This is a genomic window from Bradyrhizobium sp. I71 (genome assembly GCF_022354745.1).
Lineage (GTDB): Bacteria > Pseudomonadota > Alphaproteobacteria > Rhizobiales > Xanthobacteraceae > Bradyrhizobium > Bradyrhizobium liaoningense.
Genome location: NZ_CP059398.1, coordinates 4,575,882 through 4,599,658, shown reverse-complemented (window position 1 = coordinate 4,599,658; position 23,777 = coordinate 4,575,882). Strand labels below are relative to the sequence as shown.

Annotated in this window: 19 protein-coding genes; 8 read left to right on the top strand and 11 right to left on the bottom strand. The window is 64.6% G+C overall.

Annotated features, from left to right (window positions below; all coding sequences use genetic code 11):
• Positions 1 to 18: 18 nt before the first annotated feature.
• Positions 19 to 1,386, top strand: a complete 1,368-nt coding sequence (locus FJV43_RS22180; RefSeq protein WP_239620987.1) for an LLM class flavin-dependent oxidoreductase — start codon at positions 19 to 21, stop codon at positions 1,384 to 1,386.
• Positions 1,387 to 1,398: 12 nt separating this feature from the next.
• Positions 1,399 to 2,184, top strand: coding sequence for a fumarylacetoacetate hydrolase family protein (locus FJV43_RS22175; protein ID WP_239620985.1), 786 nt, complete (start codon positions 1,399 to 1,401; stop codon positions 2,182 to 2,184).
• A 30-nt stretch (positions 2,185 to 2,214) separates the two neighbouring features.
• Here the strand turns inward: FJV43_RS22175 and FJV43_RS22170 are convergent, their stop codons facing one another.
• Positions 2,215 to 2,670, bottom strand: a complete 456-nt coding sequence (locus FJV43_RS22170; RefSeq protein ID WP_239620984.1) for an Lrp/AsnC family transcriptional regulator — start codon at positions 2,668 to 2,670, stop codon at positions 2,215 to 2,217.
• A 153-nt stretch (positions 2,671 to 2,823) separates the two neighbouring features.
• On the opposite strand from FJV43_RS22170, the gene FJV43_RS22165 reads away from it, so the two are divergent.
• The gene (locus FJV43_RS22165) at positions 2,824 to 6,273 is read left to right on the top strand and encodes an indolepyruvate ferredoxin oxidoreductase family protein (RefSeq protein ID WP_239620982.1); all 3,450 of its coding nucleotides are present in this window, start codon (positions 2,824 to 2,826) and stop codon (positions 6,271 to 6,273) included.
• A gap of 76 nt (positions 6,274 to 6,349) precedes the next feature.
• Positions 6,350 to 7,774 (top strand): indoleacetamide hydrolase, encoded by a 1,425-nt coding sequence (iaaH, locus tag FJV43_RS22160; protein ID WP_239620980.1) that lies wholly within the window; start codon positions 6,350 to 6,352, stop codon positions 7,772 to 7,774.
• Here iaaH and FJV43_RS22155 read toward each other — a convergent pair.
• A complete protein-coding gene (locus FJV43_RS22155) occupies positions 7,769 to 8,680 on the bottom strand; it encodes a LysR family transcriptional regulator (protein ID WP_239620978.1) in 912 nt (303 codons plus the stop codon). The genes iaaH and FJV43_RS22155 overlap by 6 nt on opposite strands.
• A 140-nt stretch (positions 8,681 to 8,820) precedes the next feature.
• On the opposite strand from FJV43_RS22155, the gene FJV43_RS22150 reads away from it, so the two are divergent.
• The 3 genes from FJV43_RS22150 to FJV43_RS22140 all read left to right on the top strand — a co-directional run bounded on the left by FJV43_RS22150 (position 8,821) and on the right by FJV43_RS22140 (position 12,172).
• Entirely contained in the window at positions 8,821 to 9,972 is a 1,152-nt protein-coding gene (locus FJV43_RS22150) for an HlyD family secretion protein (RefSeq protein ID WP_239620977.1), read from the top strand.
• 102 nt (positions 9,973 to 10,074) lie between these two features.
• Positions 10,075 to 11,682 carry an MDR family MFS transporter gene (locus tag FJV43_RS22145; RefSeq protein WP_239620972.1) on the top strand — a complete coding sequence of 536 codons (1,608 nt, stop codon included), beginning with the start codon at positions 10,075 to 10,077 and terminating at the stop codon, positions 11,680 to 11,682.
• A gap of 28 nt (positions 11,683 to 11,710) precedes the next feature.
• Positions 11,711 to 12,172, top strand: a complete 462-nt coding sequence (locus FJV43_RS22140; RefSeq protein ID WP_239620970.1) for a carboxymuconolactone decarboxylase family protein — start codon at positions 11,711 to 11,713, stop codon at positions 12,170 to 12,172.
• A 180-nt stretch (positions 12,173 to 12,352) separates the two neighbouring features.
• Here FJV43_RS22140 and FJV43_RS22135 read toward each other — a convergent pair whose 3' ends face one another.
• The 6 genes from FJV43_RS22135 to FJV43_RS22110 form a co-directional block, all read right to left on the bottom strand.
• A complete protein-coding gene (locus tag FJV43_RS22135) occupies positions 12,353 to 13,213 on the bottom strand; it encodes a D-amino-acid transaminase (protein WP_239620968.1) in 861 nt (286 codons plus the stop codon).
• Between the two features lie 165 nt (positions 13,214 to 13,378).
• On the bottom strand, positions 13,379 to 14,110 hold the full coding sequence (locus FJV43_RS22130) for an amino acid ABC transporter ATP-binding protein (RefSeq protein ID WP_028180573.1): 732 nt from the start codon (positions 14,108 to 14,110) through the stop codon (positions 13,379 to 13,381).
• A 12-nt stretch (positions 14,111 to 14,122) separates the two neighbouring features.
• Complete coding sequence (locus FJV43_RS22125; protein WP_239620966.1) at positions 14,123 to 14,815, bottom strand: ABC transporter permease subunit; 693 nt, start codon at positions 14,813 to 14,815, stop codon at positions 14,123 to 14,125.
• Between the two features lie 3 nt (positions 14,816 to 14,818).
• A complete protein-coding gene (locus FJV43_RS22120) occupies positions 14,819 to 15,550 on the bottom strand; it encodes an amino acid ABC transporter permease (RefSeq protein WP_239620964.1) in 732 nt (243 codons plus the stop codon).
• 117 nt (positions 15,551 to 15,667) lie between these two features.
• Entirely contained in the window at positions 15,668 to 16,579 is a 912-nt protein-coding gene (locus FJV43_RS22115) for an amino acid ABC transporter substrate-binding protein (protein WP_061879048.1), read from the bottom strand.
• An 87-nt stretch (positions 16,580 to 16,666) separates the two neighbouring features.
• Positions 16,667 to 18,064, bottom strand: coding sequence for a M20 family metallopeptidase (locus FJV43_RS22110; protein WP_239620957.1), 1,398 nt, complete (start codon positions 18,062 to 18,064; stop codon positions 16,667 to 16,669).
• Between the two features lie 268 nt (positions 18,065 to 18,332).
• Here FJV43_RS22110 and FJV43_RS22105 point away from each other — a divergent pair, with 268 nt between their 5' ends.
• On the top strand, positions 18,333 to 19,712 hold the full coding sequence (locus FJV43_RS22105) for an LLM class flavin-dependent oxidoreductase (protein ID WP_239620956.1): 1,380 nt from the start codon (positions 18,333 to 18,335) through the stop codon (positions 19,710 to 19,712).
• A 229-nt stretch (positions 19,713 to 19,941) separates the two neighbouring features.
• On the opposite strand, the gene FJV43_RS22100 is transcribed toward FJV43_RS22105, so the two are convergent.
• The 3 genes from FJV43_RS22100 to FJV43_RS22090 form a co-directional block, all read right to left on the bottom strand.
• Positions 19,942 to 21,603 (bottom strand): thiamine pyrophosphate-binding protein, encoded by a 1,662-nt coding sequence (locus FJV43_RS22100; protein ID WP_239620954.1) that lies wholly within the window; start codon positions 21,601 to 21,603, stop codon positions 19,942 to 19,944.
• A 268-nt stretch (positions 21,604 to 21,871) separates the two neighbouring features.
• The gene (locus tag FJV43_RS22095; protein WP_239620953.1) at positions 21,872 to 22,375 is read right to left on the bottom strand and encodes a GFA family protein; all 504 of its coding nucleotides are present in this window, start codon (positions 22,373 to 22,375) and stop codon (positions 21,872 to 21,874) included.
• Positions 22,376 to 22,594: 219 nt separating this feature from the next.
• The gene (locus tag FJV43_RS22090) at positions 22,595 to 23,722 is read right to left on the bottom strand and encodes an alkene reductase (protein WP_239620951.1); all 1,128 of its coding nucleotides are present in this window, start codon (positions 23,720 to 23,722) and stop codon (positions 22,595 to 22,597) included.
• Positions 23,723 to 23,777 lie beyond the last annotated feature (55 nt).

The following is a 23,777-nucleotide window of genomic DNA, read 5'->3' as shown; positions in this document are numbered from 1 at the left end:
CATCAGGAGAACAGCAGCATGAATCGGCAGATGGTATTGGTCGGCTTCCTCCAGGCGCAGAACTGCACGAACCTGCCGAGTTCCTGGCGGCATCCTGACTCGCGCAGCGATTCGATGTCGGCGGACTATTATCAGGAGATCGCCAGGATTCTGGAGGCCGGCAAGTTCCACATGGCCTTCTTCGACGACCGCCTGGCGATGCCGGACCGCTACGGCAACGACCACGCCCACACCGTCGAATACGGCATCCGCTGCGTGAAGATGGATCCGCTGATCGTGCTGACCACGATGGGCATGGTCACCGAGAAGCTCGGCCTTGGCGCGACCTGCTCGACCACCTACTACGAGCCCTTCGATGTCGCGCGCCGCTTCGCAACGCTCGACCTGATGTCGGGCGGACGCGCCGGCTGGAACGTCGTCACCTCGCTCAACGACGGCGAGGCGCTCAACATGGGACGCGACTCCCACCCTGAGCATGATTCCCGCTACGACCGTGCCGACGAGTTCATGGAGGTCGTGCTCGGCCATTGGGACACCTGGGAAGACGGCGCGCTGATCATGGACAAGCAAAGCGGTCGCTTCGCCGATCCGACCAGGGTGAAGCGGCTCGACCACAAGGGACCGGCCTTCAGGTCGCGCGGGCCGTTCACTGTTCCGCGTTCGCAACAAGGCCATCCCGTGATCATCCAGGCCGGCGCATCGGGCCGTGGCCAGCGCTTCGCAGGACGCTGGGGCGAGGTGATCTTCACCGCCGCGCGCAATCTCGCTGCCGCCAAGGACGGCTATGCCTCCGTGCGCAACGAGGCGGCGACGGCCGGCCGCGACCCTGACCAGATGTTCCTGTGCAATCTGACCACGCCGGTCTGCGCCGCAACCAAGGCTGAGGCCGAAGACAGGATGGCGCTGATCGACAAGCTGCCGCTCCAGATCGACGCGCTGTCGCTGCTCGCCGAAGCACTCAACTACGATTTCGCCTCCAAGGATCTCGACGAGCCGCTGACGACGGAGGAACTGAAGAGCATGCAGGGCATATTGGGCATCCGCGACGGCGTGATGAAGGCGTCAGGCAAGAGCAACCCGAGCGCGCGCGACTTCGTCACCTTCTCCGGCCGCGGGCAAGTGCAGGACGCGATGGTCGGCGGTCCCAAGGAGATCGCGGACAAGCTGGAGGAAATGTTCGTGGAGCGCGGTTGCGATGGCTTCGTCATCGCCGCAACCTACGTGCCCGGCTCCTACGCCGATTTCGTCAAGCATATCGTACCAGAATTGCAGCGTCGCGGCCTGTTCCAGAAGGACTATCGCGGCAGGACGCTGCGCGAAAATCTCGGGCTCGAGCGGCCTGCTGCCGGCGCCTGGAAGGTGCGGCCGCGCGAGGCTGCGGAATAACGGGGACATGACATGCGCTGGCTGAAATTCACCGCCTCGGGCACGACGTCCTGGGGGATCGTTGAAGGCGACCGGGTGATCGCGGTCGATGGCGATCCCTTCGCCGGATGGCAGCGCACCTCGCGGATGCTGCCGTTGTCCGAGGTCAAGATCGAACTGCCGCTGATCCCGCGCACCTTTTATTGCGTCGGCTTGAACTATCTGAAGCACCTCAAGGAAGCCGCCGACAAGCGCGGCGAAGTGCCGGCCGTCCCGGACAGGCCCGAGATCGGCTATCGCGCGCAGAACGCGCTGATCGCGCATGACGAGGAGGTCGTGATCCCCTCCTTCGCGACGGACAAGATCCATTATGAGGGCGAACTCGTCGTCGTCATCGGCAAGAAGGTGAAGCATCTCACCGAGCAGAACGCGATGGATTGCGTGTTCGGCTACACCATCGGCAACGACGTCAGCGAGCGCAGCTGGCAGAAGGCGGATCGCAGCCTGTGGCGCTCCAAGAACGCCGACACGTTCAAGCCGATGGGGCCGTGGATCGAGACCGAAGCCGATCTCGAAAAGATGGAAACGATCGTCCGCGTCAACGGCAAGGAGACCAACCGCTTCGCGACCGCCGACATGATCTTCGGCGTGGTGCCTTTCCTGGTCGAGCTGACCAGGTATTTCACGCTATGGCCCGGCGACGTGATCTGGATGGGCACCGACGGCGCTTCGCCGGATATCAAGCACGGCGACGTCGTGGAGGTCGAGATCACGGGCGTCGGGACGTTGCGGAACAGGTTCGTGCGGGAGGAGCGGTAGGCTGACCTCCCCTGCGGCGCTTCCCGCAGGTCAGAACGGCAACGCCACACCCGTCTTGATCTCCTTCAGCACGACATTGCTGCGGACGTAGCGGATGCCGGGGATGCGGAACATGAACTCGTCGAGGAAGCGATTGTAGGCCGCCATGTCCTGCACGACGACGCGCAGATGATAGTCGGCGTCGCCCGTGGTCGCAAAGCACTCCAGCACCTCGCGGCGCGTCGTGACCCTGGCCACGAACTCGTCGACGAACTTCGCGTCATGCCGCTCCAGCGAGACGTGGAGGATGGCCGACATCGCAAATCCCGCCTGCTCGCGCGCGACCAGCGCCGCATAGCCGCGAATGACGCCGCTGTCCTCCAGTGCCCGCACCCGGCGCCAGCAGGCGGAGGTGGACATGCCGACCTCATCGGCCAGCTGCTGGTTGGTGGCACGGCCGTCCCTCTGGAGATAGGCGAGAATCCGGGTGTCCTGCTCTTCGATCATGCGCGCCTCTCCAGGCGACATTTTCTACCAGATTCGGGCGTCGGATGCAAAATTCTACCAGATTATCGATCCATACGGGATAGATAGGTAAGACCTACCAGTCGTCCGGGCATAACCTTCCATCATCCGGCAGGATGCCGCACGAGGTCCGCCATGGACGCCATTTCGTCACTCGACACTTACGAGCTCTCCGACCGCTACGAGCGCCAGGAGGGCCGCGTCTTCCTCACAGGCACGCAGGCCATCGTCCGCATCGCACTCGATCAGGCGCGTCGGGACCGTATGGCCGGGCTCAACACCGCCGGCTTCATCTCCGGCTATCGCGGCTCGCCGCTCGGCGGCGTTGACCTCGAACTGTGGCGCATCCAGGAACGGCTCAACCGGGACCGCATCGAATTTCTTCCGGCCGTCAACGAAGACCTCGCGGCGACAGCGGTGCTGGGCTCGCAGCAGGTCGAAACGCAAGCCGACCGCGAAGTCGATGGCGTGTTCGGGCTCTGGTACGGCAAGGGCCCCGGCATCGATCGATCCGGCGATGCGCTCAAGCACGGCAACGCCTATGGCTCCTCGCCGCATGGCGGCGTTCTGGTGGTCGCCGGCGACGACCATGGCTGCGTCTCCTCTTCGATGCCGCACCAGTCCGACGTCGCCTTCATGAGCTGGTTCATGCCGACGCTGCATCCGGCAAGCGTCGGCGAATATCTGGCGTTCGGCGAATATGGCTATGCGCTGAGCCGTTTCTCCGGCATGTGGGTCGGCTTCAAGGCGATCTCGGAGATCGTGGAATCAGGCGCCTCCGTCGCGCTGCGCCCGCCGCGCGCTTTTCTCACGCCCGACTTCACGCCGCCTCCCGGCGGCCTGCACTATCGTTGGCCCGACCTGCCGGGCCCGCAGATCGAGGAGCGGCTGGAGGCGAAGAAGCACGCGGTCTACGCCTTCGCCAAGGCCAACCCGATCGACCGCCACATCTACGACATTCCAAACGCCACCTACGGCATCGTCACCACGGGCAAGGCGCATCTCGATCTGATGGAGGCGTTGCGGCTGATGGGCCTCGACGAAGCGGCCTGCCGCAGCATCGGCATCGACGTCTACAAGGTCGGCATGGTCTGGCCGCTGGCGCTGCATGATGCGATGGACTTCGTGAAGGGCAAGCGCGAGATCCTCGTGGTCGAGGAGAAGCGCGGCATCATCGAGAGCCAGTTCAAGGAATATTTTTACGACTATCCCGGTAGCAAGCCCGAACGCATGGTCGGCAAGCACGACGAGCGAGGGGCAAGGCTGATCTCCTGGATCGGCGAATTGTCGCCGCGGGCGCTCGCTTCTGTGCTCGCGCGCCGGCTCGACCCGATGTTTCCGGGCCTCAACCTCGCCGCACGTGCAGCCGCCCTGATGCCGGAAGCGGCGCGCACCATCAACGTCAGCGGCGCAACGCGAACGCCGTATTTCTGCTCGGGATGCCCGCACAACACGTCGACAAAAGTGCCGGAGGGATCGAAGGCGTTGGCCGGCATCGGCTGCCATTTCATGGCGAGCTGGATGGACCGCGAGACCTCCTCGCTGATCCAGATGGGCGGCGAGGGCGTGAACTGGGCGGCATCGTCAAGATTCACCGGCAACAAGCACGTGTTCCAGAATCTCGGTGAAGGCACCTATTATCACTCCGGCTCGATGGCGATCCGGCAGGCGATCGCAGCCAGGGCCAACATCACCTACAAGATCCTGTTCAACGATGCCGTGGCGATGACTGGCGGCCAGCCGGTCGACGGCCCGGTCAGCGTGCAGGCCATCGCCCACAGCGTCCGCGCCGAGGGCGTGGCGCGTATCGCGCTGGTGTCGGATGATCCCGCACAGTTCTCGCCTGCCGGCCTGCCGACCGGTGTCACCATCCATGGGCGCGAGGAGATGGATGCCGTGCAGCGCGAGCTGCGCGACGTCTCCGGCGTGTCCGTCCTGATCTATCAGCAGACCTGCGCCACCGAGAAGCGACGCCGCCGCAAGCGCGGGCAGATGGCCGACCCCAAACGCTTCGCCTACATCAACGACCTCGTCTGCGAAGGCTGCGGCGACTGCTCGGTCGAATCCAACTGCCTCAGCGTCGAGCCGAAGGAGACGGCGTTCGGCCGCAAGCGTCAGATCAACCTGTCGGCCTGCAACAAGGATTTCTCCTGCCTCAACGGCTTCTGCCCGAGTTTCGTCACGGTCGAAGGCGCGACGCGCCGGAAGAAAAGCGCGAGCCAGATCGACGCGGTCGGCCGCGCAGCCACGCTACCCCTGCCCACGCCAGCAACGCTCGAGCGACCCTACGATCTGCTGGTGACCGGCGTCGGCGGCACCGGCGTGATCACGGTTGGCGCGCTGATCGGCATGGCTGCGCATCTCGAACGCCGCGGCGTCTCGGTACTGGACTTCACCGGCTTCGCGCAGAAATTCGGTCCCGTGCTGAGCTACATCCGCCTCGCCGCGAGCCCGGATGCGTTGCATCAGGTCCGCATCGACCAGGGGGCGGCCGACGCGCTGATCGGCTGCGATCTCGTCGTCAGCTCATCGCCGAAGGCGTCCGGAACCTACCGGAAAGGCACGGGCGCTGCGCTCAACACCGCGGAGATGCCGACCGGCGACGTCGTCCGCTTCCGCGACGCCGATCTCGCCTCGCCAGCCCGCCTGCGCGCGATCGGCCACGTGATCGGCGAGAGCAATCTCGGCGCGATCAATGCCAATGCTCTGGCCGAACGGCTGCTCGGCGATGCCGTCTATGCCAACGTCATCATGCTCGGCTTTGCCTGGCAACGCGGACTGGTACCGGTCTCACTGCAAGCCCTATTGCGCGCGATCGAGCTCAACGGCGTCGCGATCGAACGCAACAAGCAGGCCTTCGCCTGGGGCCGGATTGCCGCGGCCGATCCGGATTTTGTGCCGAACGGGGACGATGCGCCCAAAGCCGAGACCCTCGACCAGCTCATCGCTCGGCGCTTCGATTTCCTCACGGCCTATCAGAACGCGGCCTATGCCGCGCGATACCGGGCGATCGTCGCAGGAGTCCGCGACGCCGAGGCCGACCTGAACAGCGAGGCACTGACCGAGGCCGTCGCGCGCACCCTGTTCAAGCTGATGGCCTACAAGGACGAGTACGAGGTGGCGCGGCTGCATATGCAAAGCGGCTTCCTCGACGAGCTGAAGCGCGAATTCGAGGACGGCTTCAGCATCCAGTATCACCTCGCCCCGCCGGTCCTGCCGTCGCAGCGCGACGCACGCGGACGTCCGCGCAAACGGGCCTTCGGCCAGTGGATCCAGGTGCCTCTGACCGTGCTCGCACGCCTGAAGGGGCTGCGCGGGACGCGGTTCGATCCATTCGGCTACACCGCGGAACGGCGAGCCGAGCGGGAGCTGATCGCCTGGTATCAAGGCCTGATCGAGCGGATGCTCGGCGGGCTCGACACGGCGCGTCTTCCGGATCTCGTCGCGATTGCAAGGGCGCCCATGGAGATCCGGGGGTATGGGCCGGTCAAGGACGCCGCGATCGCGAAGGTGAAGTCCGAAATCGAGCGGCTGCTCGCCGAACTCCCCACGCCGTCGCCGGCAAGGATGCGCGCCGCCGGTTGACGCGGCGCCGGCGAGGCTTCAGCCTCTGAACCTGGAGGGACGCCCTGATGGCGCTCCCGCGATCGGGTGACGCATCATGAATTTCGACCAGCTGACACTGACCGAGGCAACGGACGGCCTCAGCGCGGGGGAGGTCACGAGCACCGCGCTCACCCGGGAAGCTCTTGCCCGCGCCAAAGCCAACGCCGACCTGAATGCCTTCGTCACGCTGGACGAGGCCGGTGCCCTGGAGGCCGCCGCGGCGTTCGACGCCAAGGGCGACAGGAGCAAGCCGCTCGGCGGCGTGCCCGTCGTGATCAAGGACAATATCGAGGTGGCCGGGCTGCCCTGTAGCGCCGGCACCCCGGCGCTGAAGGACTATATTCCAAAGGCCGATGCACCCGTTGTGGCAAAGCTGCGCGCCGCGGGAGCGATCATCATCGGCAAGACGAGCATGCACGAGCTGGCCTTCGGCATCTCCGGCTACAACACCGCGTTCAAGACCGGCGCCGAGTTCGGCGTGCGCAATGCCTATGATCGCGCGCGGATCGCCGGCGGCTCCTCGTCCGGGACGGGCGCCGCGATCGGCGCGCGGATCGTCGCGGGCGGGCTCGGCACCGACACCGGCGGATCGGTGCGCGTGCCCGCCGCCTTGAACGGGTGCGCCTCGCTGCGGCCAACCGTCGGGCGCTATCCGCAAGAGGGCATCGCGCCGATCTCGCACACCCGCGATACCGCGGGTCCGATGGCCGCAACCATGGCCGACGTCGCGCTGCTCGACCGCGTCATTGCCGGTGGCGATCCGGTCCTGCCTGCGGATCTCAGGCTGGTCCGCATCGGCATTGCCAAGGCGATGCTGGCCAATCTCGACGGCGACACCGAGGCCGCCTTCCATAGGGCGGTCGCGCAGATGAAAGCCCAGGGCATGGTCGTGGTCGAGATCGAGATGCCCCGACTGGCGGAGCTCAATGGCCAGGTCAGCTTTCCAGTCGCGCTCTACGAGGCCTATGACGATCTGGTCGCCTATCTCGCCCACACCGGCACCGGCCTCAGCGTCGAAGCGCTGGCGCAGGAGATCTCCAGCGCCGACGTCAAGGGTACCTATGAGGGCCTCGTGATCCCGCGAAAGCTGCCCGGTCCCGACGACACGCTTGTCGACGCCAAGCCGATCTACGACGACGCGGTCAAGACCGCGCGGCCTGCGCTTCAGGCGCTCTACGGCAACACGTTCTCCGGAAACAAGCTCGACGCCATCGCCTTTCCGACCACGCCGCGCGTCGCCATCCCCTCCAACCCGGACTCCAGCAGCCTGGAGAATTTCGCGCTGTTCATCCAGAACACCGATCCCGGCAGCAATGCCGGCATTCCCGGCATCCAGATCCCAATCGCACTCGGCGCCAGCAGCGGACTGCCGATCGGGCTCGAACTCGACGGCCCTGCGGGCAGCGATCGCCGCCTGCTTGTGATCGGCATGGCACTCGACAGCGTATTTGGCCGGTTGCCGCCGCCGCATCGCTCATGAATAGGGGTTGATCAGCTTCTGCTGCTCGGCGCTGTGGTGCGCGAGCAGGTCGATGAAGGTCCTGACCTTCGCCGACAGATGATGGCGATGCGGATAGACCGCGTTCATGGACAGCTCGACCGTCCGATATTCCGGCAAGAGGCGCACGAGGCGGCCGGTCTCGAGATCGTCCTGAATGAGAAACCCCGCCATCAGGCAGACAGCGGCGCCCTCCAGTGCGACCTTCCGCAGCGCTTCCCCGCTATTGGTGACGAAGCTGCCCGAGATGCGAACGGAGGCCGGAGTGCCTTTGCGGTCAAGGAAGCGCCATTCGTCGCCAAACGGATAGTTCAAGTGCCGGCCGCAATTGTGCCCGGTGAGCTCGTCGAGCTTCTGCACCCGGCCGTGCTTCTCGAGATAGTCGTGCGAGCAGCAGAGCACGTGACGCCAGGTGGCAAGTCTCCGCACGATCAGGCTCGAATCCGGCGGCGGGGTCATGCGGAGGGCAACGTCGTAGCCCTCCTCGATGAGATCGACATCGGCCTCGCCCATGCGCAGATCGATCCTGAGTTCCGCATGGGTCGACAGCAGCTTCGCCACGATCGGCGCGACAAGGGGCACCATGTGCGTGGCGACGTGAATGCGCAGCGTGCCGCGGGGCACCGACTGCAATTCGCTCGCGATGTCGTCGGCCTGTTCGAGATCTGCGAGAATCTGGGTTGAGCGATCGTAATAAGCCTTGCCGATCTCCGTGAGGCTCACCTTCCGCGTGGTGCGGTTGAGTAGCCGCACCCCGAGCCGGTCCTCCAGCGCCTGGACGTGGTTGCTCACCATGGTCGTCGACATGTTGAGGCGGCGGGCGGCCGCGGAAAACCCACCGTTTTCGACCACGTGGACGAAGGCGGTGAGGCTGGTGAAGCGATCCATGGCCAAGGCTCCGATTATCCGCGACTACTGGATAATGCTTCAAATAATTCCGGGATTATCACAACTGCCGGGACAACGCATCTTCTCCACGTCAATGCGCGCGCCCTTCGAACAGGCGGCCGGGAATTTCCGAGGATGTCATGTCGAACGCTTCTTATGTCTCTGGAACAACTGCAAAAATCGGCCTGCGGCTGTCTCGGCAGACAATCAATCGGGCGGCCATCGGCCTGGCGCTGATCCTCGGCATCGCGGTGGCCGGCGACTATGGCTACGACTATCTGAAGACCGGCCGGTACCTCGAATCCACTGACGACGCCTATGTGAAGGCCGATTCCACGATCGTCGCGCCGAAGGTGTCCGGCTACATCGCCAAGGTGCTGGTCGGCGACAACGAGAAGGTCAAGGCAGGCCAGCTGCTGGCCAAGATCGACGACCGCGATTTCAGGGCAGCGCTCGATCAAGCCCGCGCCGACGTCGCGGCTGCCGAGGCCTCCGTGCGCAACATCGATGCCCAGCTCGAGCTGCAACAGCCGATCATCGAGCAGAGCACGGCTGACGTCGCTGCCGCGGACGCCAATCTGAAATTCGCACAAGAGGAGCGCGCCCGCTACGACGACCTCATGAAGTCGGGCTCCGGCACCATCCAGCGCGCGCAGCAGACCGACGCGGCGCTGCGCGCCAGCAGCGCGCAATTGCAGCACGCGAAGTTCGGCCTTGTGGCTGCACAGCGCAAGATCGACGTGCTCACAAGCCAGCGGGCCCAGGCCGCAGCCCAGCTCGAACGTGCCCGTGCGGTCGCGCAGCAGGCAACGCTGAACCTGTCCTATACCGAGATCACAGCGCCGGTGGATGGCACGATCGGCGCCCGCAGCTTGCGCGTCGGCCAATACGTGCAAGCCGGCACGCAATTGATGGCTGTGGTGCCGCTCGATGCGGTCTATGTCGTTGCCAACTTCAAGGAGACCCAGCTCACACATGTGCGGCCCGGCCAGCCGGTCGAGCTGTACGTCGACAGCTTCCGCAATCGGGCGCTGCACGGCCATGTCGACAGCCTGTCGCCGGCGAGCGGGCTGGAATTCGCATTGCTGCCGCCCGACAACGCCACGGGCAACTTCACCAAGATCGTGCAGCGCGTTCCGGTGAAGATCGTGCTCGACGACCACAGCCTCACCGGCCTGCTTCGCCCCGGCATGTCCGCGGTGCCGACCATCGACACCAAGGCGACCGTGCTGGCCGAGCGCGAGACGGCCAGGCGTCTCGCCGACAACATGCTCCGACCGAACGGCGGCTGACCCGGCGTCGGCAGATTCACACCCTGTCGGAAGATCGTTCCGGAACGTCCTCGATCGTCGAAATCATCCGCATCCTGTCTCCGTAGCCGAGACGAGGCTTCCATGAGCACGCTTCAACCCGCCCTCAACGCCGCATCCGCCGCCAGCAATCCCGCACCCGCCGCCCCGTCGGTGCCGGCCAAAACCTGGATCGCGGTGATCGGCGCGACGCTTGGCGCCTTCATGGCGGTGCTGAACATCCAGATCGTCAACGCTTCGCTCGCCGACATCCAGGGCGCGATCGGCGCCGGTATCGACGACGGCGGCTGGATCTCGACCTCCTATCTGATCGCCGAGATCGTAGTGATCCCGCTGTCCGGCTGGCTGGCGCAGGTGTTCTCGATCCGCATCTATCTGCTCACCAACGCGATCCTGTTCCTGGTCCTGTCCGCGGCCTGCGCACTGGCGCATGACCTATCGCAGATGATCGTGCTGCGCGCCATCCAGGGCTTCACCGGCGGCGTGCTGATCCCGATGGCCTTCACGTTGATCATCACCCTGCTGCCGCGCGGAAAGCAGCCGGTGGGCCTCGCGCTGTTCGCGCTGTCGGCGACGTTCGCACCGGCGATCGGCCCGACCATCGGCGGCTATCTCACCGAGAATTTCGGCTGGCAGTACATCTTCTACGTCAATCTCGTGCCGGGCGCGGTCATGGTCGGCATGCTCTGGTACGCGCTCGAGGCCAAGCCGATGAAACTGTCGCAGCTAGCGGAGGGCGACTGGGCCGGCATCGTCACGATGGCAATCGGCCTATCGGCGCTGCAGACCGTGCTCGAGGAGGGCAACAAGGACGACTGGTTCGGCTCACCCTTCATCGTCAAGCTGTCGGTGATCGCGGCGGTGGCGCTGACCGCCTTCCTGATCATCGAGCTCACGGTGAAGAAGCCGCTCTTGAACCTGCGCCTGCTGGTACGCCGCAATTTCGGCTTCGGCATGCTCGCGAACTTCCTGCTGGGCATCGCGCTCTACGGCTCGGTGTTCATCCTGCCGCAGTATCTGTCACGCATCCAGGGCTACAATGCCGAGCAGATCGGCATGGTGCTGGCCTGGACCGGACTGCCGCAACTGGTGTTGATCCCGCTGGTGCCGCGACTGATGCAGAAGCTCGATGCGCGCATCGTGATCGGCGTCGGCTTCGTGCTGTTTGCGGCCTCCAACTTCATGAACATCTACATGACCAGCGACTACGCCGCCGACCAGCTGCTGTGGCCCAACATCGTTCGCGCGATCGGGCAGGCACTGGTCATGGCGCCGCTGTCGGCGGTGGCAACCGCCGGCATCGAAGCCGAGAACGCAGGCTCGGCGTCGGGCCTGTTCAACATGATGCGCAACCTCGGCGGCGCCGTCGGAATTGCGATCCTGCAGACCGTTCTGACCAAGCGCGAGCAGTATCACTCCAACGTGCTGATGCAGTCGGTCTCGATATTCGAGCAGGCGACGCGCACGCGGCTGGAGCAACTCACCCAGTATTTCGTCAATCACGGCGTCCTCGACCAAGCAGATGCCGCGCATCGCGCCTATGTCGCGATCGGCCGCATCGTGCAGAAGCAGGCCTATATCCTCGCCTTCAGCGACACCTTCTATCTGCTCGGCATGGCGCTGATCGTGGCGTTGCTCGCCGTCCTCTTCCTGAAGAAGCCTGGCCAGACCTCGGCCGGTGGCGCCCACTGACCTCAACCCAAGAAGCAAGGAGACGATCATGAAGCCTCGCATGAACTACTTCCAGGCCGCGCCCGATACGATGAAAGCGCTGATGGCGCTGGAGGAGCAGATCCAGTCGACCGGCATCGAGAAATCGCTGATCGAGCTGATCAAGATCCGGGCGTCGCAGATCAACGGCTGCGCCTTCTGCATCAACATGCACAGCGAGGACGCGCGCAAGCGCGGCGAGACCGAGCAGCGCATCTACCTGCTCAATGCTTGGCGCGAATCCCCGCTCTATACCGAACGCGAGCGCGCCGCGCTGGCGTGGACCGAGGCGGTGACGCTGATCTCGCAGACGCATGCGCCGGACGACGTCTACGAACAGGTCCGCGCGCAGTTCTCCGATGAGGAGACGGTGAACCTGACCATGCTGATCGGCGCCATCAACGCCTGGAACAGGCTCGCGATCTCGTTCCGCGCAGTGCATCCGGTGAAGGTGAAGGCTTCGGTGGCGTGAGGGCGGCGCTCGCTCACCAAGTCCGCTGTCATGCCACGCGAAAGCGGGGCATCCAGTACGCCGCGGCCTGTCAATGAAACCACGAATGCCTCGGCGTACTGGGTCGCCCGGTCAAGCCGGGCGATGACACCTGAGTTCGCTTTTGCAGTATCGCACTCCTCGCTCTTCGTAGAGCGTGGCTTAAACCGCCGTCGCCCTGGCGAACTCCACATAGATCTCGCGAAGGCGCATTGCGATCGGACCGGGCTTGCCGTCGCCGATTGTCTTGCCGTCGATGGCGACCACCGGCTGCACGAACGAGGACGCGCTGGTGATGAACGCCTCCTTGGCAGCGAGCGCCTCGGCGACCGTGAAGGACCGTTCCTCGACGCGGAGCTGGCGCTCCTCGGCAAGCGCGATCACGGCCTTGCGCGTGCAGCCCGGCAGGATCGCGTTGGAATTCTTGCGCGTGACGATGACATCATCCTTGGTCAGGATGAACGCCGACGACGAGCCGCCCTCGGTGACGTAGCCATCCTGCAGCATCCAGGCCTCGCCCGCGCCGGCTTCTGCCGCGGCCTGCTTCGCCAGCACCTGCGCCAGCAGCGCCACGCTCTTGATGTCGCGGCGTTCCCAGCGGATGTCAGGCACCGTGATGACATTGATGCCGGTCTTCGCCGCCGCCGCGTTGATGATGTCCTTTTCGGACGTGAACATCACCAGGCTCGATTTGACGTCCCCCTTGGGAAACGGGAAGTCGCGCCCCTTGTCGGCGCCGCGCGTGACCTGGAGATAGACGAGACCGTTCTGGAGCTTGTTGCGCGCGATCAGCTCCTTCTGGAGCTCGGTGATGCGCTCGATCGTCTCCGGCAGCTTCAGCTTGATTTCCCCGACCGAACGCTCCAGCCGGGCCAGATGCGAGGCATTGTCAACCAGCTTGCCGTCCAGCACGGCCGAGACCTCGTAGATGCCGTCGGCGAACAGGAAGCCGCGATCGAGCACCGAGATCTTGGCCTCCGAGAGCGGGACGAATGAGCCGTTGACATAGGCGATCGGGTCCAAGGCAGGTCTCCTGGAGAGGAAGGGAATTCGCCCATCCCTATAGGAGATTTGGCAAGTCCGATAAACCCTCGATCCGTCATTCCGGGGCATTCGCGCAGCGAATGAGCCCGGAATCTCGAGATTCCGGGGTCGATGCTTCGCAGCGCTCCGGAATGGCGGATGTGGTCAGTGCGACAGGATCTTCGACAAGAACTTCTGCGCGCGGTCGCTGCGCGGCTTGCCGAAGAAGTCTTCCTTCGCCGCGTCCTCGACGATCTCGCCGCGGTCCATGAAGATCACACGGTTGGCGACCTTGCGGGCAAAACCCATCTCATGGGTGACAACCATCATGGTCATGCCCTCATGAGCGAGATCCACCATGACGTCGAGCACCTCGCTGACCATTTCCGGATCGAGCGCGGAAGTCGGCTCATCGAACAGCATGACGATCGGATCCATGGCGAGCGCACGGGCGATCGCAACGCGCTGCTGTTGGCCGCCGGACAGGTTCGCGGGATACTTTTGCGCCTGTTCCTTGAGGCCGACGCGCTCCAGCAGCTGCATGCCTTTCGCCTTCGCCTTGTCGCGCGACCGGTCGAGCACCTTCTCCTGCGCGAGGCAGAGATTGTCGATGATCTTCAGGTGAGGAAACAGCTCGAAGTGCTGGAACACCATGCCGACCCGCGAACGCAGCTTCGGGAGGTTGGTCTTGGGATCGTTGACCTTGATGCCGTCGACAAGGATGTCGCCGCTCTGGAACGGCTCCAGCGCATTGACGCATTTGATCAGCGTCGACTTGCCCGAGCCGGAGGGGCCGCAGACCACGACCACCTCGCCCTTGGTGACGTTGGTGGTGCAGTCGGTCAGCACCTGGAAGCTCGGGCTGTACCATTTGTTGACGTGGCTGATTTCGATCATGACCGACACGCTCTAGCGAATGATGGCGATGCGCGCCTGGAGGCGGCGGACGCCATAGGACGCGATACAGGAGATGGTGAAGTAGACGACTGCTGCGAACAGATACATTTCGACGAGGCGCCCGTCGCGCTGCGCCACCTTGCTGGCCGCTCCCAGGAAGTCCGTGATCGACAGGACGTAGACCAGCGAGGTGTCCTGGAACAGCACGATGGTCTGCGTGATCAGAACCGGAAGCATGTTGCGGAAGGCCTGCGGCAGCACGACGTAACGCATGCTCTGCGCGTAGGTCAGCCCCAGCGCGCTCGCCGCGGCCGGCTGTCCGCGCGAGATCGACTGGATGCCGGCGCGCATGATCTCGGAGAAGTACGCCGCTTCGAACATGATGAAGGTGATGAGCGAGGAGGCGAAGGCGCCGACGCTGATCGGCCGCGAGGCGCCGGTCACCCACTGCCCGATATAGGGCACCAGGAAGTAGAACCAGAAGATGACCAGCACCAGCGGCAGCGAGCGCATGAAGTCGACATAAAGTCCGGCGATGCGGCCGAGGACCTTGAAGCCGGAGAGCCGCATCAGCGCGAGTGCCGTGCCGAAGACGAGACCGCCAAGGGCCGCGAGCCCCGTCAACGTCAGCGTGAAGGTCATGCCCTCCAAGAACAGATAGGGCAGCGCGCGGCGGATGACGTCGAAATCGAGATTGCCGAACATCGCTTATTTCCCCGTGATGTAGCCGGGGATCGCGACCCAGCGCTCGAGGAGGCGCATTCCGGTCACGACGACGGCGTTGACGAGGAGGTAGAGGATGGTCGCGGCGGTGAAGGCCTCGAACACCTGGAACGAGAATTCCTGCATCGAGCGCGCCTGTCCGGTCAGCTCGAGCAGGCCGATGGTGATCGCGACCGCCGTGTTCTTGATGGTGTTGAGGAATTCAGAGGTCAGCGGCGGCAGGATGATGCGGAACGCCATCGGCAGCAGCACGTAGCGATAGGCCTGCACCGTGGTCAGGCCCAGCGCGGTTGCCGCCATCTTCTGCCCGCGCGGCAGCGAACCGATGCCGGCCTGCAATTGCACGGCGACGCGGGCCGACATGAAGAAGCCGATACCGATCGCGGCCGTCCAGAACGGCGCGTTCGGGAGCTGCTTCAGCCAGGTGCCGGCAGCTTTCGGCAGCAGCTCCGGCAGCACGAAGTACCACAGGAAGAGCTGCACGAGCAGCGGCATGTTGCGGAAGAACTCGACATAGGCAAAGCCGAACCAGTTCGCCCCCTTCGACGGCAGCGTGCGCATCACGCCGACGATCGAGCCGGTGATCAGCGCGATGACCCAGGCCAGCGCCGCGGTCTTGAGGGTCAGCACCAGGCCCGACAGCAGCATGTCGAGATAGGTGCCGGTCCCCATCGGGTTCGGCTGGAAAAAGATTCCCCAGTTCCAGTTGTAGTTCACGTGTCCCCCGCGCGAACGCGCCAGTCATGGATGTCCTGAGCGCCTATGCAAATGTCCGGCCACCCTGGTGTCAAGAGTGGCCGGACATGATCCCGATCGAAAGATCGAGGTTTTATCTTACTTGTAGTCGTCCGGGTTCGGCGAATCCGTAGGCTTGGCGAACTCGTTCTTCAGCTCGGCCGAGATCGGCGTGTTGAGGTTCAGGCCCTTCGGCGGGATCTTCTGGGTGAACCACTTGTCGTAGATCTTCTGGGCTTCGCCGGACGTATAGAGCGCCGCCGTCGCCGCATCGACCGCCTTCTTGAAGGCTGGGTCGTCCTTGCGCAGCATGATGCCGTAGGGCTCGGGCTTGGAGAACGCATCCTTAGAGATGACGTAGTCGTCCGGGTTCTTCGAGCCGGCGACGAGGCTCGCCAGCAGGATGTCGTCCATGACGAAGGCGACCGCGCGGTCGGTCTCGACCATGAGGAAGGCTTCGGCGTGGTCCTTGGCCGGAATGATGTTGGCGCCGAGGCCCTTCGCGACGTTGGCTTCCGTGAGCTGCTTGATGTTGGTGGTGCCGGCGGTCGAGACGACGGTCTTGCCCTTGAGATCGTCGATCGACTTCAGGCCGCTCGACTTCTTGAAGACGTAGCGGCTGGCGGTCAGGTAGTGCGTGTTGGTGAAGGCGACCTGCTTCTGGCGCTCGGCATTGTTGGTGGTCGAGCCGCATTCGAGGTCGATGGTGCCGTTGGCCATCAGCGGGATACGCGTCGCCGACGTCACCGGGTTGAGCTTGACCTCGAGCTTGTCGAGCTTGAGCTCCTTCTTCACGGCGTCGACGATCTTGTAGCAGATGTCCATCGCGAACCCGACGGGCTTCTGGTTGTCGTCCAGATAGGAGAACGGAATCGAGGAATCGCGGAAGCCGAGCGTGATCGCCCCGGTGTCCTTGATGTTCTTCAGCGTGCCGGTCAGCTCCTGGGCCCCGGCCTGGCTGACGACGAAGGTCGCGGCGAGCGCGAGCCCGATGCTACGGAAATGTTTCACTTTCTTCTTCCCCTTTCAGGATGATGCGGCCGGATGCAAGCACAAATCGGGCCGGATTAGAATGTGACTTTCGGCTGGACCGATGCCTCAGGTTAACGGACCAGTCAGTGGTCCTGGCAATTCCCCGAGATCCCAGAACAGCCCGGCCATCACCGTCAAGGCCTCTTCGGTCAAGGGCAGCAGGATGTGCTCATTGGGCGCATGCTGGGAGCAGCCGGGATAGGAGTGCGGGACCCAAATCGTCGGCAGGCCCAGGATCTCGGAAAACACGTCGTTCGGCAGCGAGCCGCCGAAGTTCGGCAGCACGGCCGGCGCCTTGCCTGTGGTCTCCCTGACCGAATCCGCCGCCCATTTGATCCAGGGGCTGTCGAAATCGGTGCGCGATGCAGCAAAGCTCTGTGCCGCCCGCACCTCGACCATGGGAAAACCTTTTGCAACGAGATGCGCGCGGATTGCCTCGATCAGGCCCTCGACCTTCGTCCCGACCACGAAGCGCAGTTGCAGCACAGCATTGGCGTGACCAGGAATGGCGTTCGCCGGCTTCTCGATATTGCCTGACGACATCGCCAGCACTTCGAGCGTGTTCCAGGCATAGAGCCGTTCGGCCGCCGACAGGCCCTCCTCGCCCCAGTTCTCCGCGAGCGCCGGCTCGTCCGCGGTCGGCACCACCTGCACGTCGGCGAGGTAGCTGCGGATCTGGTTGGTGAGCCGCGGCGGCTTCAAGGCATCGAGCAGGAGATGGCCGTGGCCGTCGACCAAGGTCGAGATCGCGTTGACCAGGATGGTCGCGGGATTGGCGAGCACGCCGCCCCAGTTGCCGGAATGGTGGCCGCCGTCGCGCAGATTCACGTCGAGATGAATGCGGATGCCGCCACGGCAGCCGAGAAAGAGCGTCGGCCGATCGGCGGACAGGCGCGGCCCGTCGGAGGCCACGAACAGGTCGGCCTTGAGCGCGTCGCGATTGAGATCGCAGACCTTGCCGAGATCCGGCGAGCCGATCTCCTCGCCCATCTCGACGATGAATTTCGCGTTGAAGCCGAGTTTGCCGCCGCGAGCGTCACGCACCGCGCGCAGTGCCGCCATATTGATGCTGTGCTGGCCCTTGTTGTCGGCGGTGCCGCGGCCGTACAGTCGTGTACCCGCAACCGACGTGCGCCAGGGATCGCGCCCCTCGCGCCACTCGCCCTCCATGCCATCGACGACATCGCCATGGCCGTAGATCAGCACGGTCGGCGCCGACGTGCTCTCGTGATGTTCGGCCAACAGGAAGGGCGCCTTGCCGCTCGGAGATTCGACGATGCGGCTGGAAAAATCGAGCGCCGCGAAAGCCGGCTGCATCTCCTGCTCCAGATAGGCGCGCAGCTCGGCACCGCGCGACGGATTCTGGCTTTCGGTCCGATACGCGACGCGGCGGTCGAGTTCAGCGAGGAACGCGCCGGATTTGAAGTCGTCCCGGGCGCGGGCGATAGCGTCGGCTCTGGTCATTGCTTTCGTTTTCAAGGTTTTCGACGCGGGCGAACGTAGCGGGCTACGTAGGCCATCGAAAGTGGCAGGGGGCTTGGGAAGTTTCTTGGAGTTTCTCTTGTGGTTCTCTTGGGATTTCGTTCCTGCTCACTTGAGATTGGCTTGCCAGGCGCGGCCACACCGCTGATTTGACCTTGCCAATATCAAGACATATGCAAGAACTTCGCCAAGTTGGGGCGCACATCTATCATTCGAAGAGCGCTCAGTACAGGGCGCCGAGGGGACCAGCATGGCCAAAGAGATCAGGCTCAACGCCTTTGCGATGAATTGCGTCGCACACCAGTCACCAGGCCTGTGGACCCATCCGCGCGACCGCACGGCCGATTATAACCGCCTGCCCTACTGGATCGATCTCGCCCGAACCCTGGAACGGGGCCGCTTCGACGGGCTGTTCCTGGCGGACGTGCTTGGGGTCTACGACGTCTATGGCAACAGCCCTGACGCAGCCTTGCGCAATGCGGCGCAGACGCCTTCGAACGAGCCGCTGCTGCTGCTGTCGGCGATGGCCGCGGTGACGCAAAATCTCGGTTTCGGCGTCACCAGCAATCTGTCTTTCGAGCCGCCCTACCCGTTCGCGCGGCGGATGTCGACGCTCGATCACCTCACCGAGGGGCGGATCGGCTGGAACGTCGTCACCGGCTATCTCGACAGCGCCGCGCGCGGCGCCGGCAAGGACAAGCAGACCGGGCACGACGACCGCTACGACATCGCCGACGAATATATGGAGGTGGTCTACAAGCTCTGGGAAGGGAGCTGGGAGGACGACGCCGTGCTGCGAGACCGGACGCGCGGCATCTTCACCGATCCTGCAAAGGTCCATCGCGTCAATCATGAAGGCGCGAACTTCCGCATCAACAACACCATTCACCTCAGCGAACCGTCGCCGCAGCGCACGCCGGTGCTGTACCAGGCCGGCACCTCGCCGCGCGGGCGGCAGTTCGCGGCAAAGCATGCCGAATGCGTATTCATGTCGGGACCGTCGGCCAAGGTGATCGCGCCGCGCGTCTCCGCGATCCGGCAGGAGGCCGCCGCGCTCGGCCGCAACCCAGCCGAGATCCTGATGTTCTCGATGATGACGATCATCCTCGGGCGGACCGAAGCCGAGGCGAAGGAGAAATACGCCGACTACCGCCGCCACATCAGCCCCGAGGGCGCGCTCGCCCTGATGTCGGGATGGACCGGCGTCGACTTCTCCGGCTACGATCTCGATCAGCAGGTCCGCCACGTCCAGAACGACGCCGGCCGCAGCGCCATGGACAACGTCACCCGCGCCGATCCCGATCGCGTCTGGACCGTGCGCGATGTCATCGAGCATGTCGGCGTCGGCGGCGCCGGGCCGGTCGTGGTCGGCACGCCGGAGATGGTCGCGGACAAGATCGAGCAATGGTTCGAAGCAACCGACGTCGACGGGCTCAACGTCGCGTTCGCGATCTCGCCCGGCGATTTCGAGGACATCGCCGACATGCTGGTGCCGGAGCTGACCCGGCGCGGACGGTACAAGCCGGAATACGCGAAGGGCACGTTGCGAGAGAAACTGTTCGGCCAGGGCCGGGCAAGGCTCGATGCGAAGCATCCGGCGGCGGGGTATCGGGTGGGGAGGAAGGGGTAGTTGCCAACGCGACACCTCCTTCGCGTGATCTGCCGAACAGCATCCACAAGCACGCTGCGTTCCCTCCCCCCTGGCGGGGGAGGGTTAGGGAGAGGGGTGCCACACGGCACACTCTCTCGGTAGATCACGACGTGTTCTCGACGACGGCAAGACCGCCTCCTTGGCTACCCCTCTCCCCCGCCCTCCCCCGCAAGGGGGGAGGGAGCACAGCGGAGTGCGCCGCGGCGTCCTACACCTTCCCGTCCACCATCACCTCGATCAGCTTCGTCCCCGGCCGATTGAACGCCGATGCCAGCGTCGCCTTCAGCTCGCTGGGATCGCTGACCTTGATCGCCTCGCAGCCCAGTGCCTTGGCGACGCCGGCGAAATCCACCGGCGGATCGACGAAATCCATGCCGACGTAATTGTCGTCGCCATGGAAGGCGAGCAGGCGCTGCTTGATGATCCGGTAGCCACCATTGTTGGCGATGACGACGTTGAGCGGCAGCTTGTGGTGCGCCGCCGTCCACAGCGACTGAATCGAGTACATCGCGCTGCCATCGCCCGAGAAGCACACCACGGGCCGGTCCGGATTGGCGATGCTGGCGCCGACCGACGCCGGCAAGCCCCAGCCGATGCCACCGGAAGCAAGGCCATGGTAGCCGTAGCGATCGCGATGCGGCCGCAGCGCCGCGATCTGGCGGCTGGAGGTGAGGCCTTCATCGACCAGGATGGCATTGTCAGGCATGGCCTCGACCATTTGCAGGACCAGATAATCCGGATCGATCGGGCTGCGGCCCTCGCTCTTGCCGATCTGCTCCACCAGCGAGGCGCGGCGCGCAGTCCAGTTCTTCGGCGCAATCTCGGCGAGACGCTGTCTTGCACGTTGCGCCAGCGCAGAGCCACCCATCTCCTTCAGCATCGGGATCAGCGCACACAGCGTTTCCTTCAAATCCGCCTTCAGCGCGATCTCGGCGCCGTAATTCTTGGCGATCTCCCAATCCACGAGGCCGACCTGCACGATGCCGAGACCATCCGGCAGCGCATCGACCTCGCTGTGAACCGACATCCGCAAGGGATCGCCGCCAAGCGCAATCAGGAGATCGTAAGGCGCAAGCGTGTCGCGCGCGACCTTCTGCACGCGCGCGAGCGTGCCGACGAAGCTCGGGCTTTCGGAGAGGAAATGCGCGCCATAGGGCGTGGAGGATTGATAGGCGGCAGCGCCCAACAGCTCTGCGAGCTCTGCCGCTTCCTTCAGCGCGTCACTCTTGACCACCTCGTCCATGGTGACGATCACGGGACGTTCGGCCTTGAGCAGGCGGGCCGCGAAAGCCTTTAACGCTTCATCCGACGGTCTTGTCCGCGCATCGATGCGGGTGGACCGGCCGAGATCGATGCCGGCCTCGCTGTTGAGGATGTCGCCGGGCAGCGAGATGAACACCGGTCCGGTCGGCGGCGTGGTCGCCACCTTCGCGGCGCGGCGGACGATGCGCGGCAGGTCCTCCAGCCGCGTCACCTCGACCGCCCATTTCACCAGCGGCTCGGCCATCCGCACCAACGGGCCATAGAGCACCGGCTCCATCAGGCCATGACCCTGCTCCTGCTGGCCGGCCGTGAGGATCATCGGCGTGCCCGTGAACTGGGCGTTGTAGAGCGAACCCATGGCGTTGCCGAGGCCGGGCGCAACGTGCACATTGCACGCGACCAGCTTGCCCGAGGCGCGGCTGTAGCCATCGGCGATCGCGACCACGAGGCTTTCCTGCATCGCCATCACATAGGTGAGATCGGGATGATCCTTCAGCGCGTGCATGATCGGCAACTCGGTGGTGCCGGGATTGCCGAACAGATGCGTGACGCCCTCGTCCTTGAGCAACGCGAGAAAGGCGGAGCGGCCGGTGATCTTGTTCTTCATGTTTCCTCCAGGAGCGGGCGTTGCCGCAAGGACGTCGCATGATGGCCGAAGTTCTGGGAGATGCGCAAGGAAGCGTGGTCATGGCTGCGTTGCGCGGGCGCTCCACTCTCGTGTCCCGGACGCGACGCAGCGCGCAGCGTTGCGACGCAGAGCCGGGACCCATAACTGGCACCAATCTCGCTGACGCATGGGCCCCGGCTCAGCAGCGCATCACCGAAGTGGTGCTGCGCTGCGTCCGGGGGCACGAGAGCTCGGTACGCAGCCCGCGCTACATCTCCTCCCGGCCGAGCTCGAACGGATCCTCGCCGCCCGCGCGCTTCTTCCTTTTCGATCGTTGCCACACCACGCCCGGAAAGCCCTTCAGCGGCACCAGCGGCTCGCCGGTATAGGCCCATTCCTGCAGCTCCTCGATGGCGATGTGATAGAGCGGCTGGCGGCCGGTGCGCTCCTTGAACAGCGCGCGGGGGATGTTGACCATGTGCGGACCGCGCGGACTCTCATAGGCGATCGGCGTGCCGCAATGCGAGCAGAAGCTGCGCGTGGTCTTCGTGGCCTTGTCCTCGTAACGCGTGAGCGCGCTCTTGCCGGACGTGATACGAAAGCGCTTCTTCCAGCTTCCAACATAGGTGGTGTAGGCCGCGCCATGGGCGCGGCGGCTGGCGGCGGAGTGATCGTGCCAGGCCCAGCGCGCGGGCACGTCGATCTCGAAGGTGATCTTGCCGCAGAGACACTGGCCGGTGGCTATACCTGCGGCGGCTGCGGCTTTGGCCATTGTTTTTCTCCGTCGTCATTGCGAGCGTAGCGAAGCAATCCAGACTGCCTCTGCGGAAAAACTCTGGATTGCTTCGCTGCGCTCGCAATGACGGAATTTGTGGTTGCGGTCGAAGCTGCAACAGAAACCCGTACCCCGGACGAGCGAAGCGACATCCGGGAAAACCATCGTTCGGCGAAAGACCCGGATATCGCTTCACTCATCCGGGCTACGGCAGCGTCACGCCGGCGTCAGCTCGTCATACACAGGATAGTCCGTATATCCCTTCTCCTCGCCGCTGTAGAACGTCGCACGGTTGTACGGCGTGATCGGATAGTCGTGCTGAAGCCGGCGCGGCAGATCCGGGTTGGAGATGAAGATGCGGCCGAACGCGATGATATCCGCATGGCCGTCGGCGATCGCCGCGTTCGCGGTCTCGCCGGTGAAGCCACCCGCGGTCATCAGCACGCCGTTGTAGAGCGGGCGGAACAGCACCATTGCCGAGGGCACGTTCTCCCAGTGGACGTCGGCGCGGCCGGCGCCGCTGGAGCGCGGCTCGATGAAATGCAGGTACGCCAGACCAAGCTTATCGAGCGCCTTCACGACATGGGTGTAGAGCGGCATCGGATCGGGCTCGCCGGAATCATTGGCGATGCCGTGCGGCGACAACCGCACGGCGACGCGGTTCGCGCCCCAGACATCGATCGCGGCCTGCGTGACCTCGAGCAGAAGACGCGCACGGTTCTCGATCGAGCCGCCATACTGATCGGTGCGCTGGTTGCTGCGCGACTGCAGGAACTGCTCGAGCAGATAGCCGTTGGCACCGTGGATCTCGACGCCGTCGAAGCCCGCGGCGAGCGCGTTTTTGGCACCCTGCCGGAACGCCTCGACGATGTCCTTGACCTCCTCGGTCTCCAGCGCGCGCGGCGTCTCGTAGTCCGCAATCTTGCCGTCGGCCGTCATCGCCTTCATGCCCTCGGCCTTGATCGGAATCGCCGAGGCCGACACCGGCAGCGCACCGCCGTGGAAGGAAGAATGCGAGACGCGGCCGACATGCCAGAGCTGGAGGAAGATGATGCCGCCCTTGGCGTGCACGGCATCCGTCACCTTGCGCCAGCCCGCGATCTGCGCCTCCGAATAGATGCCGGGCGTTGCCGGATTGCCGCGGCCGTGCGAGAGCACCGGCGAGGCCTCGGCGACGATCAGGCCGCCTTGCGTCGCGCGCTGGCCGTAATATTCGGCATTGAGCGGCCGCGGCGCAAAACTCTCGCGCTCGGCTCGCATGCGCGTGAGCGGCGCCATCGCGACGCGATGCGCGAGCTTGTACGGACCGACCTGCAACGGTTTGAACAACGCCGGAAATTTCATGCTGGCCCCGATTTTCTTTGGAAGGATGCTGATCATATAGCGTGGGGCGGCCACC

What these genes read in the sequence shown, in the direction of transcription:
- FJV43_RS22180 (WP_239620987.1), top strand. Translation starts at nt 19, where the DNA reads ATGAATCGGCAGATGGTATTGGTCGGCTTCCTCCAGGCGCAGAACTGC.
- FJV43_RS22175 (WP_239620985.1), top strand. Translation starts at nt 1,399, where the DNA reads ATGCGCTGGCTGAAATTCACCGCCTCGGGCACGACGTCCTGGGGGATC.
- FJV43_RS22170 (WP_239620984.1), bottom strand. Translation starts at nt 2,670, where the DNA reads ATGATCGAAGAGCAGGACACCCGGATTCTCGCCTATCTCCAGAGGGAC.
- FJV43_RS22165 (WP_239620982.1), top strand. Translation starts at nt 2,824, where the DNA reads ATGGACGCCATTTCGTCACTCGACACTTACGAGCTCTCCGACCGCTAC.
- iaaH (WP_239620980.1), top strand. Translation starts at nt 6,350, where the DNA reads ATGAATTTCGACCAGCTGACACTGACCGAGGCAACGGACGGCCTCAGC.
- FJV43_RS22155 (WP_239620978.1), bottom strand. Translation starts at nt 8,680, where the DNA reads ATGGATCGCTTCACCAGCCTCACCGCCTTCGTCCACGTGGTCGAAAAC.
- FJV43_RS22150 (WP_239620977.1), top strand. Translation starts at nt 8,821, where the DNA reads ATGTCGAACGCTTCTTATGTCTCTGGAACAACTGCAAAAATCGGCCTG.
- FJV43_RS22145 (WP_239620972.1), top strand. Translation starts at nt 10,075, where the DNA reads ATGAGCACGCTTCAACCCGCCCTCAACGCCGCATCCGCCGCCAGCAAT.
- FJV43_RS22140 (WP_239620970.1), top strand. Translation starts at nt 11,711, where the DNA reads ATGAAGCCTCGCATGAACTACTTCCAGGCCGCGCCCGATACGATGAAA.
- FJV43_RS22130 (WP_028180573.1), bottom strand. Translation starts at nt 14,110, where the DNA reads ATGATCGAAATCAGCCACGTCAACAAATGGTACAGCCCGAGCTTCCAG.
- FJV43_RS22125 (WP_239620966.1), bottom strand. Translation starts at nt 14,815, where the DNA reads ATGTTCGGCAATCTCGATTTCGACGTCATCCGCCGCGCGCTGCCCTAT.
- FJV43_RS22110 (WP_239620957.1), bottom strand. Translation starts at nt 18,064, where the DNA reads ATGACCAGAGCCGACGCTATCGCCCGCGCCCGGGACGACTTCAAATCC.
- FJV43_RS22105 (WP_239620956.1), top strand. Translation starts at nt 18,333, where the DNA reads ATGGCCAAAGAGATCAGGCTCAACGCCTTTGCGATGAATTGCGTCGCA.
- FJV43_RS22100 (WP_239620954.1), bottom strand. Translation starts at nt 21,603, where the DNA reads ATGAAGAACAAGATCACCGGCCGCTCCGCCTTTCTCGCGTTGCTCAAG.
- FJV43_RS22095 (WP_239620953.1), bottom strand. Translation starts at nt 22,375, where the DNA reads ATGGCCAAAGCCGCAGCCGCCGCAGGTATAGCCACCGGCCAGTGTCTC.
- FJV43_RS22090 (WP_239620951.1), bottom strand. Translation starts at nt 23,722, where the DNA reads ATGAAATTTCCGGCGTTGTTCAAACCGTTGCAGGTCGGTCCGTACAAG.